Here is a 16,684-nt window from a genome sequence, read left to right on the forward strand (position 1 = left end):
ATCTGAAACTTTTAACAAATGTTATAAAAATTAACAAAAATCTGTTTCTTGTAACATTTGTTATTTTGTTTATCATTTGTTATGAACTTAGTTTATATGATGTGTCAACTTTGTGTCAAGATAAAATCGATAAAATTTTCAATCTTTTTGAGTCTAAAGACTCAAAAAAAAACTACCTAATGATATTAGGTAGTTACTTTAATAAGGCATCTCCAGTTCGTTCATCGGTAATTAATACATGAATTAATCCACCTGCTAATGCCGCCCGAATTGCTTCAATTTTCTCTTCGCCACCAGCGACACCTATGACAAGTGGAATTTCTTTTAGCTTTTGGGGGCTTATGCCCATCACCCGGTCGTTCCATGGGTGGGGATATACTTCCCCTTGATGATCAATAAAGTTATAGCAAATGTCACCTGCTACATCCTTTGCTTGAAGGATGTCCTCTTCACCGCTTGTCATATAAGATTTCACCATCGTTGAATGCTGCGGAACACCACCAATTCCGACAACCGCGATATTTGATGATTCTCCTAGTTCAATCACTTTTTTGATTGACGGCTGTCGGATCAGTACATCTTTCGCTTCTTTCGTATCAAGCATGACAGGTACATGTAAAAACTCACATTTAGATTTGAGCGCCTCTGTGCATCTCGCAATAATATAGTTGGCGTGGATATCGACATCTTCATTTCCCACACCTCCGACAAGCGGAACAAATGTCACGGATGGATAGTGCTGAACAGACGTAACCGCTTTCGCCATCTCATGCAGCGTTGTCCCAGAGGAAAACCCAATAACTTGTCCATCCTTCATCACTTTTAATAAAAAGCTTGCCGCCGCGGCACCGATTCGGCTTTTGGTTGTGTCTTTGCTGAGTGTTTCCACACAGACGACTTCTCGGAGCCCATATTTACGTTCTATTTTTCTTTCTAACGATCCATACTGTTGGTTGACTTCATCATGAATAATGATTTCCACGATTCCTGCTTCACGTGCTTTTGCCAAATATTTCGATATGAGCGAACGGCTAACCCCAACCGCTTCTGCAATGTTAGATTGAGTGGCGCCTTCTTCATAATACATATGCGCAACCTTAATGAGCAGCCTTCTTTCATCATGGAATGTCATAATAACCCTTCTTTCCGCTTAAGTGTTCCCTAACAAATGCTATCTAAAATAACATTTGTTAAAAACAGATTAAATGAAAAAAATAACAGAGTCAATACTAGAGGAGTGTTCTCTCATAAGAATGAAAAAAGCCGCCCATGAAGCGGCGGCTTTAAAAGATGTTTTTATTCATTTGTTTGATGGCTGCTTTTTCAAGCCTAGAGACTTGTGCTTGAGAAATCCCGATCTCTTCGGCAACTTCCATTTGCGTTTTTCCCTGGAAGAAGCGTTTGCGAAGAATCATTTTTTCCCTGTCGTTCAACCTACGCATGCCCTCTTTTAAGGCCAATTCTTCCACCCATTGTGTGTCTTTGTTCCGTTCATCACTAATTTGATCCATCACATAAATCGGATCTCCTCCGTCATTATAGATCGGTTCAAACAAAGATACAGGATCTTGAATTGCATCTAGGGCAAAGACAATTTCCTCATGAGGCACTTCCAGCACTTTGGCAATGTCTTCTGCTGTTGGCTCCTTGCTTGTCTCACTAATCAGCCTCTCACGGACCTGAAGTGCCTTATAGGCAATATCTCTTAGCGAGCGAGACACCCGAATCGGGTTGTTATCACGCAAGTATCGACGGATTTCTCCTATGATCATAGGAACCGCATAAGTTGAAAATCTGACATTGTGGCTTAAATCAAAATTATCAATTGATTTCATTAATCCGATACAGCCTACTTGGAAGAGATCGTCGACATATTCGCCTCTGTTGTTAAAACGCTGAATCACACTTAAAACCAACCGTAAATTGCCATTGACTAGCTTTTCTCTTGCTGTATCGTCACCCTCATCTTGCAGCTGTCTGAACAATTTTCTCATCTCGTCGTTTTTCAGAACAGGCAACTTGGAGGTGTCGACTCCGCAGATTTCCACTTTATTTCTGGACACTTTTTTCCCTCCCTACAGGAGCTGTTGTACAAAGTTCAGTATCTCCTTGGGATGGAAAAATATGCACGAGCGATGACGAGAATCATGAAAAAAAAGGTTGTTTCCTTTGACAGTGCAGGGACAGAGCTTTTTTAAAAAAATTTTTAGACCATTTTATTAAATTCTTTTTGTAATCGTTTAATAATTCTTTTTTCAAGCCTCGAAATATAAGACTGTGAAATCCCAAGCATGTCAGCGACATCTTTTTGGGTTTTTTCCTCACCACCAATTAAGCCAAATCTTAGTTCCATGATCTGCTTTTCGCGGTCATTTAATTGTTCGAGCGCTTTTTTCAGCAATTTTTTATCTACATTTGCTTCAATATCGCGTGTGATAATATCATCATCTGTTCCAAGTACGTCTGATAAAAGCAGTTCATTTCCGTCCCAATCAATGTTGAGCGGCTCATCAAACGAAACTTCTGACCGGATTTTATTATTTCGACGTAAGTACATCAAAATCTCATTTTCAATACATCTCGAAGCATATGTTGCAAGCTTGATCTTTTTTTCTGGGTTAAATGTATTGACTGCTTTGATCAGACCAATGGTTCCGATACTGATTAAATCCTCAATATTAATACCTGTGTTTTCAAATTTTCTTGCGATGTAAACGACTAAACGCAAATTTCTTTCAATCAGAATCGCTCTTGCGGTTTGATCTCCCTTTGGTAATTTGACAAGCAGCTCCTGCTCTTCATCCTTTGATAATGGAGGCGGGAGCGCTTCACTTCCACCAATATAATAAATTTCATCACTCTTTAGACCTAGCTTCATGAGGAGTTTATACCAGTAGTAAGTGAGTTTAAATTTTAATTTTTTCATCTTCTTCTCCCTTCTAAATGTCAAGTTGACCTCGTAAGATAAAAGACATCACCAAAAACTACGACACCCCCTGGATGATTTTCCCGTCTAACATATCTGGATGAATGATGGATTGAAATTCCTGATCTGCCGATAAACCGCTGAGACTCAACCCAACAAAACACTTAGCAGGCTGAATCATATGCGTCTTTGAATAAATGAAGACTGTATCTGGTTTTAGGCATAGTAGAAAGCCGTGATCATGACCGACCGCTCGATATGGAACAAGTCTTAATCGATCAAGAAGAGGAAATTGATCATCGATCTTTTGCATGACTTCAACAGGATGAGACTGTTTCATGAGCTCTATAAATGACTCTCCGCAAATGGCCGTTAGCTGGTCGGCCTGGACGATCATGACAGGTGTTTTTGTCATAGGATCATACAGCTGGTTGCCAGAATCGACGAGTCCCTTTAAACGGATGGTCTCTCCATGAATGTGTATTTCCACAAGCACTTGTTCATCAACCTGTCTTTTTTTCGTACCCACCTCGCCTAATCTTTTCTTTGAAAACAGCCAAATCGCAGGAAACCCAGTTAAAACAAAAAGCCAGCTAATCGGATCACCAAAGCCATCATTTTGAGAAATCAGCAGGCCATCTTGAATCACTGTATTGGTTTGCAAAAATGAATGAACCCCGATCATGCCTCCTCCCATCAAAAATGTTACAAAGTAAAAAGCAAACAGATTTTGAAAAAAGGAACGAAATCTTTGAAAACCAAAGGTTGCAAGAACAATGAAGACAGAAAAAAGTAGTTTGCCTAAAGGGTGTGACACAACCATTGCAAATGGTGTAAAGAGCAAGAGAACAATGCTCGATCCAATGAGAGCTCCTAACATATATCGCCTTTTTTTTACTTGTCGTTTGAGAATAAATGCAGTGAGTAAGAGAAGCAATAGATCAAAACAAAAGTTTAACAGCCAAATCACATCTAAATAAATGACCACCTTCTGCTCCTTTCATCTGAAACAAAGAATCAAAAGCAGTACTTGCACTTGTTTGTACCAGTATAAAACAGTCATGAGATGGAAGTCTGTCAATTCTTGTTGGGGATGATAGAGAACTTTTGGTGGATTGTTATTGTTTTTGTCGAGGAATGAGAGAGAGTATTCTTCTGGACAAGCCTTCAAACAATTGTTGAAAGAAAAAAGACACGCTCCAAGAAGTCGTGTCTTTTGTTTAAGTTACTTTTCATTGATGTTTAATGTACCTGAAGCTTTTTGTCTTGTGACATTTCCATAATCATCTCGCACAATTACTTCAATGACCGCACCTTTTGCTTTGGCGGTAGAAGTAGCAGTCCAGTAGCCTTCATACGTTCCGCTCGATACTTCGCGAAGCGGCAGCTCTGTGGTATTTTGAAGCTTTGATCTCGCGTTTGTCAGCGGCATGTGAATGACAAACGTTGCGTCTAGCTTTTCTCTGCTGTGAAATGAAATTTTAACAGACTCCCCTGATGCCAGATGGACATTCTCTGCTGGAGTCAGCTTAGAAATCTCAGGTGCCTCGTATTGGACATCGATCTTGATTTTTTTAGTTGTTTTGTTTCCTGCTGCATCTTTCGCTGTGACTTTGATCATATTTTTCCCGTTCTCAAGCAGTATTCTTACGGAATACTTCCCTTCTTTTATGGTTGCCTTTTTTCCATTTACGGTGACTTGATCAAGATGATCATCTGTCACCTTTCCTTCTACAGTGAGCGATTCTTTATTCGTCTTTTCCCCTTTTTTCGGTGTATCGATAGTGAGCGCTGGCGCTGTTTGATCAATGATTACCTTTACTGGTGTAGATCGTTTTGTTGCACCTTTATCCGTAACAGTTGCAGCCGTGAATACATGCTCTCCACTTGAAACTGTGACCTTTTCTTTGAAGGCGCCTGACTGATCTGCTTTCACTTTGGCAATCTCTTCGTCGTTTTGATAGATCGCTACATCAAGCCCAGGAGAGGCTTTGCCTTCAATCTCCAGTTCATCTTTGTTCGTAATGACGCCTGCCTTTGGAGATGTAATCTCTGGCACATCTGCTTCATAGTCAACAAGCGCACGAATCATATAATTTCCCTCTTCTTTTGGAGAAGGAGAAAATGCACCGCTTGTCAGCTGCCAGCTTCTTTCAGCATTTGGTCCATCTTCATCAGTTGCAAGCCCTGGAGATTCCGTATTCTTTTTCGTTTGAATATAGACAAGATAGAAATCTCCATCCACCGTAATGGCTTGATCTTCTAAATCTACTTTTGTCCATTCCCCATTACGCAGCGCTTTTGCTTTTAGAGGTCCTGCCATTTTTTCCCCTGGAGCTCCGTTCTTCCCAGAAGCGTCATACACTTCAACTGCAAATTCATTCCCTCCAGGAGCTGGCCACTCTGATGACCAGAAACGGAAAAGCCCTCCTGTGAGTTGCGCTTGTTTCTTCCCCTTTTCTAATGAAAACTTCACAGCCCAGCCATTGCCAGGATCATAGAAGGCTCTCGCATTTTCAGCTGTTCCATCATCGTAGCCAATTTCCCCAGCAAAGCCGATGAATGGCTCTAGCTGAATGTTTTTTCCAACTGGCTTTTCTGTCACATCTGCTGTAAAAGAATATCCTTTAAATCCTTTGGCAAATACTTTGACGGTATAGACACCGCTCAATGCCTCTAGAGAAAATTCGCCAGATTCATTTGTTTTCACCGGCTTAATTTTCGCATCCTCTACAAGATAAACCGTGGCATCCTTTATCTTTTCACCCGTTGTTTCGTTGGCAATTGTGCCAGATATCGTTCGTTTCTTTAGTGGCTGTAAGGCGAAATTCGCCTCTGCCGTTTTATTTGAAGAAATATGGACGGTTTGTGTGCGTGATTCAAATCCGTAAGCTTCCGCTTTCACTGTGAATTTTCCTGCACTGTGAGAAAGCTGATATCTCCCTGTCGCTTCATCTGTGTACGTTGACTTGCCGCTTTCAAGAACACTAATTTCCGCTTTCATTGGAAGAGCTTTGATGGACGGACCAGCTAGATTTTTTTCCTTTTTCAATTCTTTTATGTTCGCAGGCTTCTTATGTGGGTGTACCGCCTTATCTTTTTGAGTCAAGGCTTGATCTGTTATTTTCATATCATCTAAATGAACATCTTCGTTTGTCACCTGTCCTTCGATCATGCCAATTCCATCTGTTAATGCCGTAATCGCCTCTCTTGCATCAACTAAACCTGCCCCATAGCCATTGTTTGGGGATTCCGTGAATTGCTGATCAGTTAATGGCTTCGCTGTATCAATCAGAATTTGTTCAATCTCTTCAACAGAAAGATCTGACTGTGCTTGGCGAAGAAGAGCCACAACAGCTGAAACATGCGGACCAGCCATCGACGTCCCATTCCAGCCATCCTCATACCCTTTCCCAGGAATGGATGAACGAATGTTTACCCCTGGGGCGGCAATGTCTGGTTTCATGACACCATATGGAGACGGACCTTGCAGCGAGAAAGACCCCAATTTGTTATCTTGATCCGTAGCACCCGTTGCAAAGACCTCTTGATAGTTCGCAGGATTCGCAATGGATCCTTCACCACCAGGGTTGAATAAATCGGTATTGCCAGCTGAAAACTCTGGGAAGATGTCCGCCGCTCTCCAAGCATTGACGACATCTTTATACCAATCATCTAGGCCAGGTCCACCTCCCCAAGAATTATTGACAACATCTGGTGCCTTTTCTGGATGCGGGTTGCCGGCCTCATCTTTTGGTGCTAAAATCCACTCACCTGCATCAAGCAGATCAGCATCTGTCCCACCATCTTCTGAGAAAGCTTTCACCGCAATCCATTTTGCGCCCGGTGCGCCTCCGATCTGATTCTTTCCATCTGGCTCAGAGCCAACCATCGTTCCCGTTACATGTGTACCATGCTCTAAATCATCATATGGCGCTTCAGATCCTGTCGTAGCATCGTACCAATTGAATTCATGATTTGGTTCATTCGGATTTGCTGGATCAAATCCGCGGTATTTTTCCTTTAAAGCAGGATGATCCCATTCCACTCCTGTATCAATACTTGCCACAACTGTACCAGTACCGTCATAACCTAAAGCCCACGCTTCTGGAGCATGAACTTGAGAAATGTTCCACTCGACTCCACCTACTGCTTTCATTTGTTTTTTCTGCTTCGTCTTCAAATCAACCGGCCGGTGAATTTGACGGGTTTCATTTGGCAACACTTGATCTACTTCTGGGAAGGCAGCCACCTTTTCCATGACTTCTTTCGTTCCCGTCACCGCTAAACCATTCACAATATAGTACGAATGAATCTCCTTCACTTGCTTTTTCTTTTGTTCCTTTTGTAAATACGTAACGAGCGCTTCCTGCGTCTTTTCAGACGTTGCTCTTAATTCGGATACGACAGCTGATCTTTTTGTGTATTGCGTTTTAGCCGCTGTTAATTTCTGTTTTTTGGCTTTGATCACCGCTTCCTTCGCCACATTTTGCGTATTTGTTTGCTCTTTCATTTTGATTAAAAAAGTCACCTGATCATCCTGCTGAAACTGCTTCATTAATCTAGATGAGATCTTTGCTTTTGTAGTCTTAGAGGAGACAGCTTCCTCCTGATATGAGGTAGAAGTCGATGTTGCTTGAACCGTCCCAAAGCTTGTCATCGTTAAAGTACCAATCACCAAAAGACTCATCAAACGATAGCCGGCGGTCTTGCGAAACTTCAATTTCAATCAAATCCCTCCTCCTCAAATGTCCAAACAGAGTATAGGTCCCACTCCTTTCCTTCTGTTGTTCATGACAAGATTCATGGTGTTCTATTTAATGTAGTCAAATAAAGTTCATCATTTTGTCGTTTTTTGTAAGAGGGAGTAAAAATGATTCTTTTTTCTTAAACACCATAAGTCAAATTACATATGGAAATTGAAGTAGCTTTCACGTATTTATGACTTTTTGATTAGAAACCCTTATAAGTTGAGACATAAAAAAACCCCTTCCAATGGAAGGGGTTAAGCTATACTCGATTAGCGTTTATTGCGGTTGCGTAAGAACGTTGGAATGTCTAGCGTATCATCACTTGATTGTGTATTTTGTCTTGGCTGAGATGATGGCTGTTGATGTTCTTCACGTTTTACTTCACGTTTTTGAGGAATGGATTGATTTTGCTTTAATCCTTGTCCTAATGGGTTTCTTTGTGATTTTGTCACTTCTGGTTCTTGCTCAATAAATCCAGTAGCGATCACAGTAACCACAATTTCATCCTTCAAGTTATCATTGATGACAGACCCGAAAATCATGTTTACATCTTCGTCAGATGCAGAAGCCACAATATCCGCCGCTTCTTGCACTTCATAAAGACTTAGGTTCGTTCCACCCGTAATGTTCATGATGACACCTTGAGCACCATCGATTGCTGTTTCTAGAAGTGGTGAGGAAATGGCTTTCTTCGCGGCTTCCGCAGCACGGTTTTCACCTGTTGCGACACCAATACCCATAAGAGCTGAACCTTTATTGGACATGATGGTTTTCACGTCAGCAAAGTCAAGGTTAATCAGACCTGGTGTTGCAATTAAATCTGAAATCCCTTGAACACCTTGTCTAAGCACGTTATCTGCCGCGCGGAATGCTTCCAGCATTGGCGTGTTTTTATCAACAATTTCAAGCAAGCGATCGTTTGGAATCACGATTAATGTGTCAACGGCTTCTTTCATAGAAGCAATTCCTTCAACTGCTTGAAGCTGACGCTTTCTTCCTTCAAATGTGAAAGGACGAGTCACAACTCCAACTGTCAATGCACCAGAATCTTTTGCGATTTTTGCAATGACAGGTGCAGCACCCGTACCAGTTCCACCGCCCATACCAGCTGTAACGAAGACCATGTCTGCGCCTTTTAATACTTCTTCAATCTGCTCTTTGCTTTCCTCAGCAGCTTTTTTACCGACTTCAGGATTCGCACCTGCTCCAAGCCCTCTTGTCAGCTTAGCACCGATTTGCATTTTAGTTTCTGCTTTTGATAGATTTAACGCCTGTGCATCAGTATTGACTGCAATAAAATCGACACCTTGTACGTCATTTTCAATCATTCGGTTAACAGCGTTATTCCCGCCGCCACCTACTCCGATTACTTTAATTGATGCTAGGCCGTCTATATTTGTTTCAAACTCCAACATGCTGAATCCTCCTAATCCGTCGAAAATCTAATTCTATTCCCAGAACATATTAAATAGTTTTTTCATTTTGCCCGGTTTTTTATTTGTCTCTTGTTGTGCTTGTTGTTTTACTTTCGGTCTTGGCTGCGCTTCTTTCACTTGTGGTGCAGAAGAAACCGGCTCCATGGATGCGCCTACTTCATGAAACGCCTCATCTGGCATTTGGAATCCAACTTGTCTGCCCTGAATCTTTGCATTGCGATAAGCAAAGTGGATCAGACCCACTCCTGTCATATATTGAGGCTCTCTCACCCCGATATAATTCGGACTTGCAATCCTGACATTGTTTTGCAAGACTGTTTGTGCAAGAGAAAGGATACCTGGAATGGCTGCCTGTCCACCTGTTAGAACGAATCCACCAGGCAAATCATGGACACCCATATTTCTTAATTCCTCTGCCACAAAGAGCAGGATTTCTTCCAGCCGCGCTTCAATAATGTTAGCCGCATCAATTTGTGTATACGTTTGTTTTTGATCAGTACCGATCACAGAAACTTCAAATGTCTCCTCAGTCGATGCCTCATCATAAAACGCATGCCCAAATTGTTTTTTGATTCGTTCAGCTTCTTCAGTGGAAGTTCTAAGTCCTATAGACAAATCTTTTGTTATGTTCTCTCCGCCCAAAGGGATACTGTGAGTAGAATAGAGATGCCCGTTTTCAAATACGGAAATCGTTGTAGATCCGCCGCCAATATCGACAAGAGCTACCCCAAGATTTTTTTCATCTTTCGATAATGCTGCCGAGCCCGATGCGAGTGGCTGCAAGCATATATCCAGTATTTCAATTCCAGCTCTTTCTACACATCGGAGCCAGTTATGTAGAATCGTTTTAGAACCTGTAATTAACGATCCTTCCACCTCTAGCCGAACACCAAGCATTTTTTTCGGATCTGTGATCTCATCTCTTCCGTCGACGATAAATTGTCTCGGAATCACGTCTACGACGAGATGTTCTTGAGGAATAGATACTACTTGTGCAGCATCTAAGACACGTCTCACATCTTCAGCATGTATTTCTTTGTTTTCACTAGATACTGCGACTACGCCGCTCGTATTCTGAATATGAATGTGGTTTCCGTTAATTCCGACAATCGCCTTTTGTAAAGGAAAACCTACCATTCTCTCAGCCTGTTCAAATGCTTGTCTAATAGAATGAACTGTCTCATCTATATCAACAATCGATCCTTTTTTTAACCCCTCTGAAGGGACATTTCCAACACCTATAATGTTAAGCGAATCATCCGCCATTTCTCCGACGATGACTTTTATATTGGATGTACCGATGTCAAGGCTGACGTAAATTTCATTGTTGTTCATTCTATGGCACCTCCTCACATATCAATACTTTCTATTCTATTATTTGCTGAACAACAATACAATGAATGTGTTTTTACAAGTGTGTAACAAAACTTAAAAAATCAACATTTTTTATTAGGATTACTGAAAATATTCGTTACATCATATGTATATCCTTTTTTATGACTGACTTTTTTTCTTTTTTTCTCTAGAAATTGTCCATTTTGTTAGGAGAATTCTTCTAATAACTGCTATATTTTGAAACAATCTAACGCCGAATGCAAACATTCCGACTAAGTATAAGTCTACACCAAGATGGACGCCCAGAAAAGCTAAACTTATTGCCAGTATAATATTAAAGAAGAAGCCTGATACAAACACTAGTTCATCGTATGCCCCTTGCAGATGTGCCCGGATTCCACCAATCAATGTATCAAGCGCAGCAAGTACAGCGAGGGAAAGATAATTAGAATACTCATTCGGTATCGTAAAATTAGTTAAGAAACCGATCGCAACTCCTATGATTAAGCCAAGTACAGGAAGCCACATTAAGATTTTCCCTCCTTTACATCGTCAAGAGGCTTCAATTCGTTTACTTGAATTGCACCGTCATATGCTTTTAAGTGGATTTTTTTCTTCGGCTGGCTCATACTCAAGCTGAAGTTTTCCTGAGCAAACAAATCACCAATATCTGATACATTTAAACGGCTGTATAATTTGTCGGCCTGCTCACTAATCATTTTAATGGTGACTTCATCACTATCTAAGCTGTAGCCATCCATTTTTGTCGTGCCATTAATATCTCGAATCACACTTGTATTAATGACACGGCGATCATTGATGGAAATATGTTTTGCCCCAAACATATTGGCTTCATTCATTAACTTTTTCAGAAGATCAGGTGGGATATTTTTCACTTCTTCTCCGGTAAGGTCCTTGGAAAAAAGCTGAGATATTTCAATTTCAATCCCCTCCCCTTCCACTTCTGTAAAACCAGCCTTTTCTTTTAAATCCTTTAATGTTTTTGTTAATTGTGCTTCTTTTGATCGGTCTCCTTGAAGACCATATTTTTTTAGCATCTCGTCGTATTTATCAATTTCTTTGAGCAAATCCAATTCCTTACTTTTAGATGCAGATAAATCCTCTCTCAGTTCCCACACATCACGAGTATCACGAACTTTGGGCTTTTGTAAGGAATTAAATTGGATGGAGACCATGATGCCAAATATGATCATTAAAGCTGTTAAACTAAGTAAAGGCTTCTTTTTCCTCAACACCACTCACCTTTTCACTTTTAATCTTTGTTTCTTAAAAGAGGGTTCATACGAATATCCGTTTTCTCGATCGTCATTGAAATGTGATCACTTGTCAGCTGATCGACCACTCCCCCTGCAATATTTAAAGCAGGTATTAACACAGCTGGATCACCAATAGCAGATATGACAAATGGTGCTGGATGCTGAACACCATCTACTGTGACAACTGGACCGTTACAATGTATGTATGATTGGTGTGTGATTCTTTGCCCATTAATAGATACAGCAGAAGCCCCTGATATAAATAGTTCGTTTATCACATGAAAAATGTGGCTCTCATGCACAATGTAATTATTAACATTTTGTCCACTCGGGATATAAGATGCATCTTCAAGAGACACTTTTACCCCTTTTCCTTTTACACCGATCTCTCCTGTAAACATTCTATATTTCTCAACATCTTCCAGCACATTAAAATATTGCTCTTTTTCATTTTTCAAATTGGACTCCGTTGCTTGTACCTTTGATTGAAGACTATATAATTCTTTTTCGAGTTTCTGATTCGCCTTTTCTTGCGTTGTGAGCTGACTTTTCAGAGAGTATTCTTTTTTCCATTGCTCTGTTCGAATGACATCTGCCTGATGCTGCTTTGTATATTGGTATGAAAAAGAAATCAGAAAACCAAGAACAAGCATGACAATCGAGAATATAACTGTTTTGCCTCTCAACGCTCATCTTCCTTTTTCTTAGATTTAAACGCTTCGAAATACGTAGCGACTTCCATATGGATTGTGCCTTTTTCAGATGATGAAAGTTCTTTTACAATGGCTGGATAGGTTTTCATTTTATCACCGAATGTTTTAATTGATGCAATCACAGTGTTTCCGTCATTCATATAAAATTTAACTAGCCACTTGTTTGAATTGGTCGGCACATAATATATTTCTGAGATGAGTTCCTGAATAGAGGCTGGCAGTTGATTTAAAGATTTAACAGTTTGCTTCAGCTTCTCCTTATTGTCCCAATCGACAAAAATAGGTCCTGCATGACTCGGTGTCACTTCTTCTGGTAAAGCGGTCCCATTTTCAAGAAGCTCATAATATAGATTTCCCTTTTGAAGATACGCAATATTTGCATATTCTTTGACAGCAATACTCACTTTATTTGGGAAATGCTTTTTGATACTGACACTTTTAATCAATTTATTTTGTTTCAAATGATCTGCTGTTAAATCTTTATTTAAATTCCAAAACTCTGTTTCGCCTTCTTTAATTTGTGAAAGTTTAACAAGCTGTTTTGTTGAGACATGCTCGTTACCTGTGATGGTTAAAGAAGAAATTTTGCTGATAGGTGTCTGCAAATAAATAATAATTAAAACCATGATAAAAAACAGTAGTATAAAAGAGATCAGTCTCCGATTCGCTTTTTGCTTCCTTTGTTCTTTAATTTTAGGAATTCGCTCTTCTATATTGACGATCTTTTCATTTTCATGATCAGGCCGCATATATACTCTTCACCTCATTCAAAGCTGCTTGTCCACACCTTTGGGTCATCATTTTGATGAGAAAACAAACGGCATTCTTTCATGCCGTTTGTTTTCCTCAGATGCCATCATTCATAAAAACTAGCTGTTAATTTTCTTCACCGATAATTTCTACTTCTGTATGCATCTCTACGTTGTAGTCTTCTTTAATTTTCTTTTGGATGAACTGAATTAAGTCCAGCACGTCTTGAGCAGTTGCTCCACCAGCGTTGACAATAAAGTTGCCGTGCATATCAGAAATTCTAGCTCCGCCGATTTGGTATCCTTTTAAATTCGCTTTTTCTACAAGCTGTCCTGCATATTCAGGCAGCGGATTTCGAAAAATACTGCCAGCACATGGCCGGTTATAAGGCTGAGTTTCTTTACGATAATCTTTATTTTGCTGCATCTTCTTTGTGATTTTTTCGCGGTCATCCTGCTTGAGCTTAAACACAGCTTCTAGAACAATGCCAGGTCGTTCCTTTTGTAGGACTGACGTTCGATAGCTAAAATTCATTTGTTCATTTGTGAGCCACTCGATGCTTCCATCTTCAAATAAGATTCTGGCTTTCACAAGAATCTTACTGATATCAGATCCATGTGCACCTGCGTTCATATAAACAGCGCCTCCAATAGATCCCGGAATACCAGCTGCGAATTCCAGTCCTGAAAGACCCTGTTTACTAAGTGATGTCGCGAGCCTTACGACAGAGTAGCCGCCGCCTACTGTAATTTCTTCATCATTTACAGTTAGGTGATCCAGTCCAGCACCTAGCTTTAGGACAACTCCTCGAATTCCCTTATCAAGGACAAGTAAATTAGATCCTCTTCCAATGACCGTCCAATTCGTATGGTGTTTTTTCACATGATCCATGATCGTTTTCACTGCATCGATATCTTTTGGGATGATCAAAAGATCTGCTGGTCCGCCTATTTTCATTGTTGTATGATTTGCAAGCGGCTCATTTTCAAGTACTTTACCAACTTGCGCTTCTAATAATTCATTCTTCAAGTTCTCCATATTACCCTCCGCCTTACCTAATATCATTCCATCATGTAGTCGTAATTTCTTTTAACACATTATATAAACGTGTAGCCGCATCTGGTACTCCGAGTTCTTTCGTTAAACGGCTCATTTGGTTGAGTTTTTCTTCATTACCAGCAATTTCATCAATGGCATGCAGCAAACGATCCCCTGAAAGCTCTGATTCTCTTAAAACAATCGCAGCATCATGTTTTTCAAGTGATCTTGCATTGATTTCCTGATGATTTGCCGTCACGTATGGGCTCGGAATAAAAATGGTTGGGATTCCAAGAGCCGTTACTTCAGCAATTGTTGTAGCTCCTGCTCTTGCAACAATCACATCGATCGATTTCAGGTACTCTGGCATTTGATGCAAGAAAGGTTTGGTGATCATATTAGGTGCTGCACCTTTTTCCTTTAGTTCATTCAACACTTTTTCATAATGAACCTCACCTGTGATATATAAAAGCTGGTAGTTTTTAGCCTTTAAATCATCTTGCATTTCGATCACTGCTCTATTGATAGGAGCAGCACCTCGACTCCCGCCGAAAATAAGAACCGTTTTTTTCTTTTCATCGAGCCCGAATTCTTTAAGAGATTTCCCCTCTTTTATAGAGACGACTTCAGAGGCTCTAGGGTTTCCCGTAAATACAACCTTTTCAGAAGGAAAATGTGCCTTTGCCTCATCAAAGCATATGGCTACCCTATTAACATATCTCGCTAGGAACTTATTTGTAATACCAGGCAGGCTGTTTTGTTCGTGTATAATGGTCGGGATCTTCAGCTTAGAAGCCGCATAAACAACAGGCCCACACACATAACCGCCTGTTCCAATAACCGCATCAGGCTTGAATTCTTTTAAGTAAGATTTGCTTTTTTGAACGCCTTTTAAAAATCTCATCACCGTTTTGACGTTATCAAAGGAAAGCTTTCGTTTAAAACCTGAAATTTCTATTGCCTTGAAAGGGATATTTTCTCTTTCTACAATTTTCTTTTCAAGTCCATTTTCAGTACCGATATATAAAAATTCCACATCAGGATGCAGTCTTTTCACTTCTTTAATAAAGGCTAAGGCCGGATAAATATGTCCGCCTGTTCCGCCTCCACTGATTACTATACGCATTATACCATTTCCCCTCAATTTTTTTCTGCTCTGAACAAAGTATAAACCCTGTTTTAAACAACAGGGCTCCATTAAAACCTGTAAAGAAGAGTCAAAATAAACGTTTTCGAAACAAAAACTGTCATTTTCACTCTTCAAATCATTTTTTTATACTTTTGCAAAATAAACGTCAACATGGTTTCATTAGCTTCAGCACGCTAATATCTTGCGTACCTGCTGACATTAAGAAGTACACCAATCGCCATCAGCATTAATGTCAATGATGAGCCGCCATAACTAAGGAATGGGAGCGTGATACCTGTCACAGGAATAAGTCCAGTGACAACTGCGATGTTAATCATTACTTGAATGGCAACCATTGAAATAATACCAACTGCTAGGAAACTCCCATATAAGTCCGGGGCTCCAAGTGCTATTCGTATGCCTCTCCATAATAGAACACTAAAGAGGAGTAAAATGAGTGATCCCCCTATAAAGCCAAGCTCTTCAGACAATATCGCAAAGATGAAGTCCGTTTGGGGCTCAGGTAAATAGAAGAATTTTTGTCTACTTTGACCAAGTCCCATTCCGAACAGACCACCTGGACCAACAGCGTATAAGGACTGAATAATTTGAAACCCACTGCCTAGTGGATCTTCCCAAGGATTTAAATAAGATGTAATTCGTTTTATTCGGTAGGGTGCTGATAAGACAAGTGCAGCAAATCCGCTGAGCCCTATAAGACCGAGAAATATAAAGTGAGCAATTCTCGCACCTGAAACAAATATCATAATAATACAGGTTCCAACCATCACCGTTCCTGTTCCCAGATCCGGTTGAAGCATGATGATGGCAAATGCAGAAAATACAATGCCTAAAGCTGGGGCAAAACCTTTTCGAAAGGATGTGATATTTTTTTGCTTTTCAGATAAGAATTTTGCAAGAAACGCAATCATCGCAAGCTTCATGAATTCAGAGGGCTGAATACTAAACGCTCCGACACCGATCCAGCTTCTTGATCCATTTCTCTCCATACCGATACCAGGAATAAGTACAAGTAGCAAAAGGAGAAAACAAACAGCAATCAATATCTTTGACCAAGTCCGCCACGTCCAATAATCGACTCGCATAATGAAAAACATTGCGATAACTCCGATTCCGGCAAACAACAGCTGTCTTTTTGCAAAATAAAACGAATCATCAAATTTATACGATGCCCACACAGCACTAGCGCTGTACACCATAATTAAACCAATCGTCAATAAAAGTAACGTAATGACAACAAGCAAAAAATCCGGAGAAGTTTTCTTATTCGTCAAGAGACCGACACCCCAAGCATAATTTCATTTGGGC

The 16,684-nt window shown here is 40.2% G+C and carries 14 protein-coding genes; all 14 read right to left on the bottom strand.

The genetic code is table 11. The annotated features are described in order from the left end of the window. Nucleotides 1–193: 193 nt before the first annotated feature. A complete protein-coding gene (locus MHH40_RS03085) occupies nt 194–1,132 on the bottom strand; it encodes a sugar-binding transcriptional regulator (protein WP_050945093.1) in 939 nt (312 codons plus the stop codon). Between the two features lie 151 nt (nt 1,133–1,283). Then, nucleotides 1,284–2,063 carry an RNA polymerase sporulation sigma factor SigG gene (gene sigG, locus MHH40_RS03090; RefSeq protein ID WP_003211879.1) on the bottom strand — a complete coding sequence of 260 codons (780 nt, stop codon included), beginning with the start codon at nt 2,061–2,063 and terminating at the stop codon, nt 1,284–1,286. A gap of 143 nt (nt 2,064–2,206) precedes the next feature. Continuing rightward, entirely contained in the window at nt 2,207–2,926 is a 720-nt protein-coding gene (gene sigE, locus MHH40_RS03095; RefSeq protein ID WP_003211142.1) for an RNA polymerase sporulation sigma factor SigE, read from the bottom strand. A 58-nt stretch (nt 2,927–2,984) separates the two neighbouring features. After that, nucleotides 2,985–3,914 (bottom strand): sigma-E processing peptidase SpoIIGA, encoded by a 930-nt coding sequence (gene spoIIGA, locus MHH40_RS03100; RefSeq protein ID WP_050945094.1) that lies wholly within the window; start codon nt 3,912–3,914, stop codon nt 2,985–2,987. Between the two features lie 237 nt (nt 3,915–4,151). Then, nucleotides 4,152–7,655 (bottom strand): S8 family serine peptidase, encoded by a 3,504-nt coding sequence (locus MHH40_RS03105; RefSeq protein ID WP_340900631.1) that lies wholly within the window; start codon nt 7,653–7,655, stop codon nt 4,152–4,154. Between the two features lie 291 nt (nt 7,656–7,946). Beyond that, nucleotides 7,947–9,092: a cell division protein FtsZ gene (gene ftsZ, locus MHH40_RS03110; protein ID WP_003211613.1), complete on the bottom strand. Its 1,146-nt coding sequence runs from the start codon at nt 9,090–9,092 to the stop codon at nt 7,947–7,949. A 33-nt stretch (nt 9,093–9,125) separates the two neighbouring features. Beyond that, nucleotides 9,126–10,448 (bottom strand): cell division protein FtsA, encoded by a 1,323-nt coding sequence (gene ftsA, locus MHH40_RS03115; protein ID WP_050945096.1) that lies wholly within the window; start codon nt 10,446–10,448, stop codon nt 9,126–9,128. 159 nt (nt 10,449–10,607) lie between these two features. Then, a complete protein-coding gene (locus tag MHH40_RS03120; RefSeq protein WP_137054665.1) occupies nt 10,608–10,976 on the bottom strand; it encodes a small basic family protein in 369 nt (122 codons plus the stop codon). Beyond that, complete coding sequence (locus tag MHH40_RS03125) at nt 10,976–11,701, bottom strand: DUF881 domain-containing protein (RefSeq protein WP_106029729.1); 726 nt, start codon at nt 11,699–11,701, stop codon at nt 10,976–10,978. Before MHH40_RS03125 ends, MHH40_RS03120 begins: the two co-directional genes overlap by 1 nt. Before the next feature lie 20 nt (nt 11,702–11,721). After that, nucleotides 11,722–12,411, bottom strand: coding sequence for a DUF881 domain-containing protein (locus MHH40_RS03130; RefSeq protein ID WP_003211621.1), 690 nt, complete (start codon nt 12,409–12,411; stop codon nt 11,722–11,724). Continuing rightward, complete coding sequence (locus MHH40_RS03135) at nt 12,408–13,187, bottom strand: cell division protein FtsQ/DivIB (protein ID WP_050945098.1); 780 nt, start codon at nt 13,185–13,187, stop codon at nt 12,408–12,410. Before MHH40_RS03135 ends, MHH40_RS03130 begins: the two co-directional genes overlap by 4 nt. A 127-nt stretch (nt 13,188–13,314) precedes the next feature. Further along, nucleotides 13,315–14,226 (bottom strand): UDP-N-acetylmuramate dehydrogenase, encoded by a 912-nt coding sequence (murB, locus tag MHH40_RS03140; protein ID WP_003212095.1) that lies wholly within the window; start codon nt 14,224–14,226, stop codon nt 13,315–13,317. Between the two features lie 31 nt (nt 14,227–14,257). Next, the gene (gene murG / locus MHH40_RS03145; protein ID WP_003212323.1) at nt 14,258–15,352 is read right to left on the bottom strand and encodes an undecaprenyldiphospho-muramoylpentapeptide beta-N-acetylglucosaminyltransferase; all 1,095 of its coding nucleotides are present in this window, start codon (nt 15,350–15,352) and stop codon (nt 14,258–14,260) included. A 197-nt stretch (nt 15,353–15,549) separates the two neighbouring features. Further along, nucleotides 15,550–16,650 carry a stage V sporulation protein E gene (gene spoVE, locus MHH40_RS03150; RefSeq protein WP_003212197.1) on the bottom strand — a complete coding sequence of 367 codons (1,101 nt, stop codon included), beginning with the start codon at nt 16,648–16,650 and terminating at the stop codon, nt 15,550–15,552. Between the last annotated feature and the right edge of the window lie 34 nt (nt 16,651–16,684).

Source organism: Bacillus sp. FSL K6-2431 (assembly GCF_038005165.1).
GTDB classification, from domain to species: Bacteria; Bacillota; Bacilli; order Bacillales; family Bacillaceae; genus Bacillus; species Bacillus pumilus.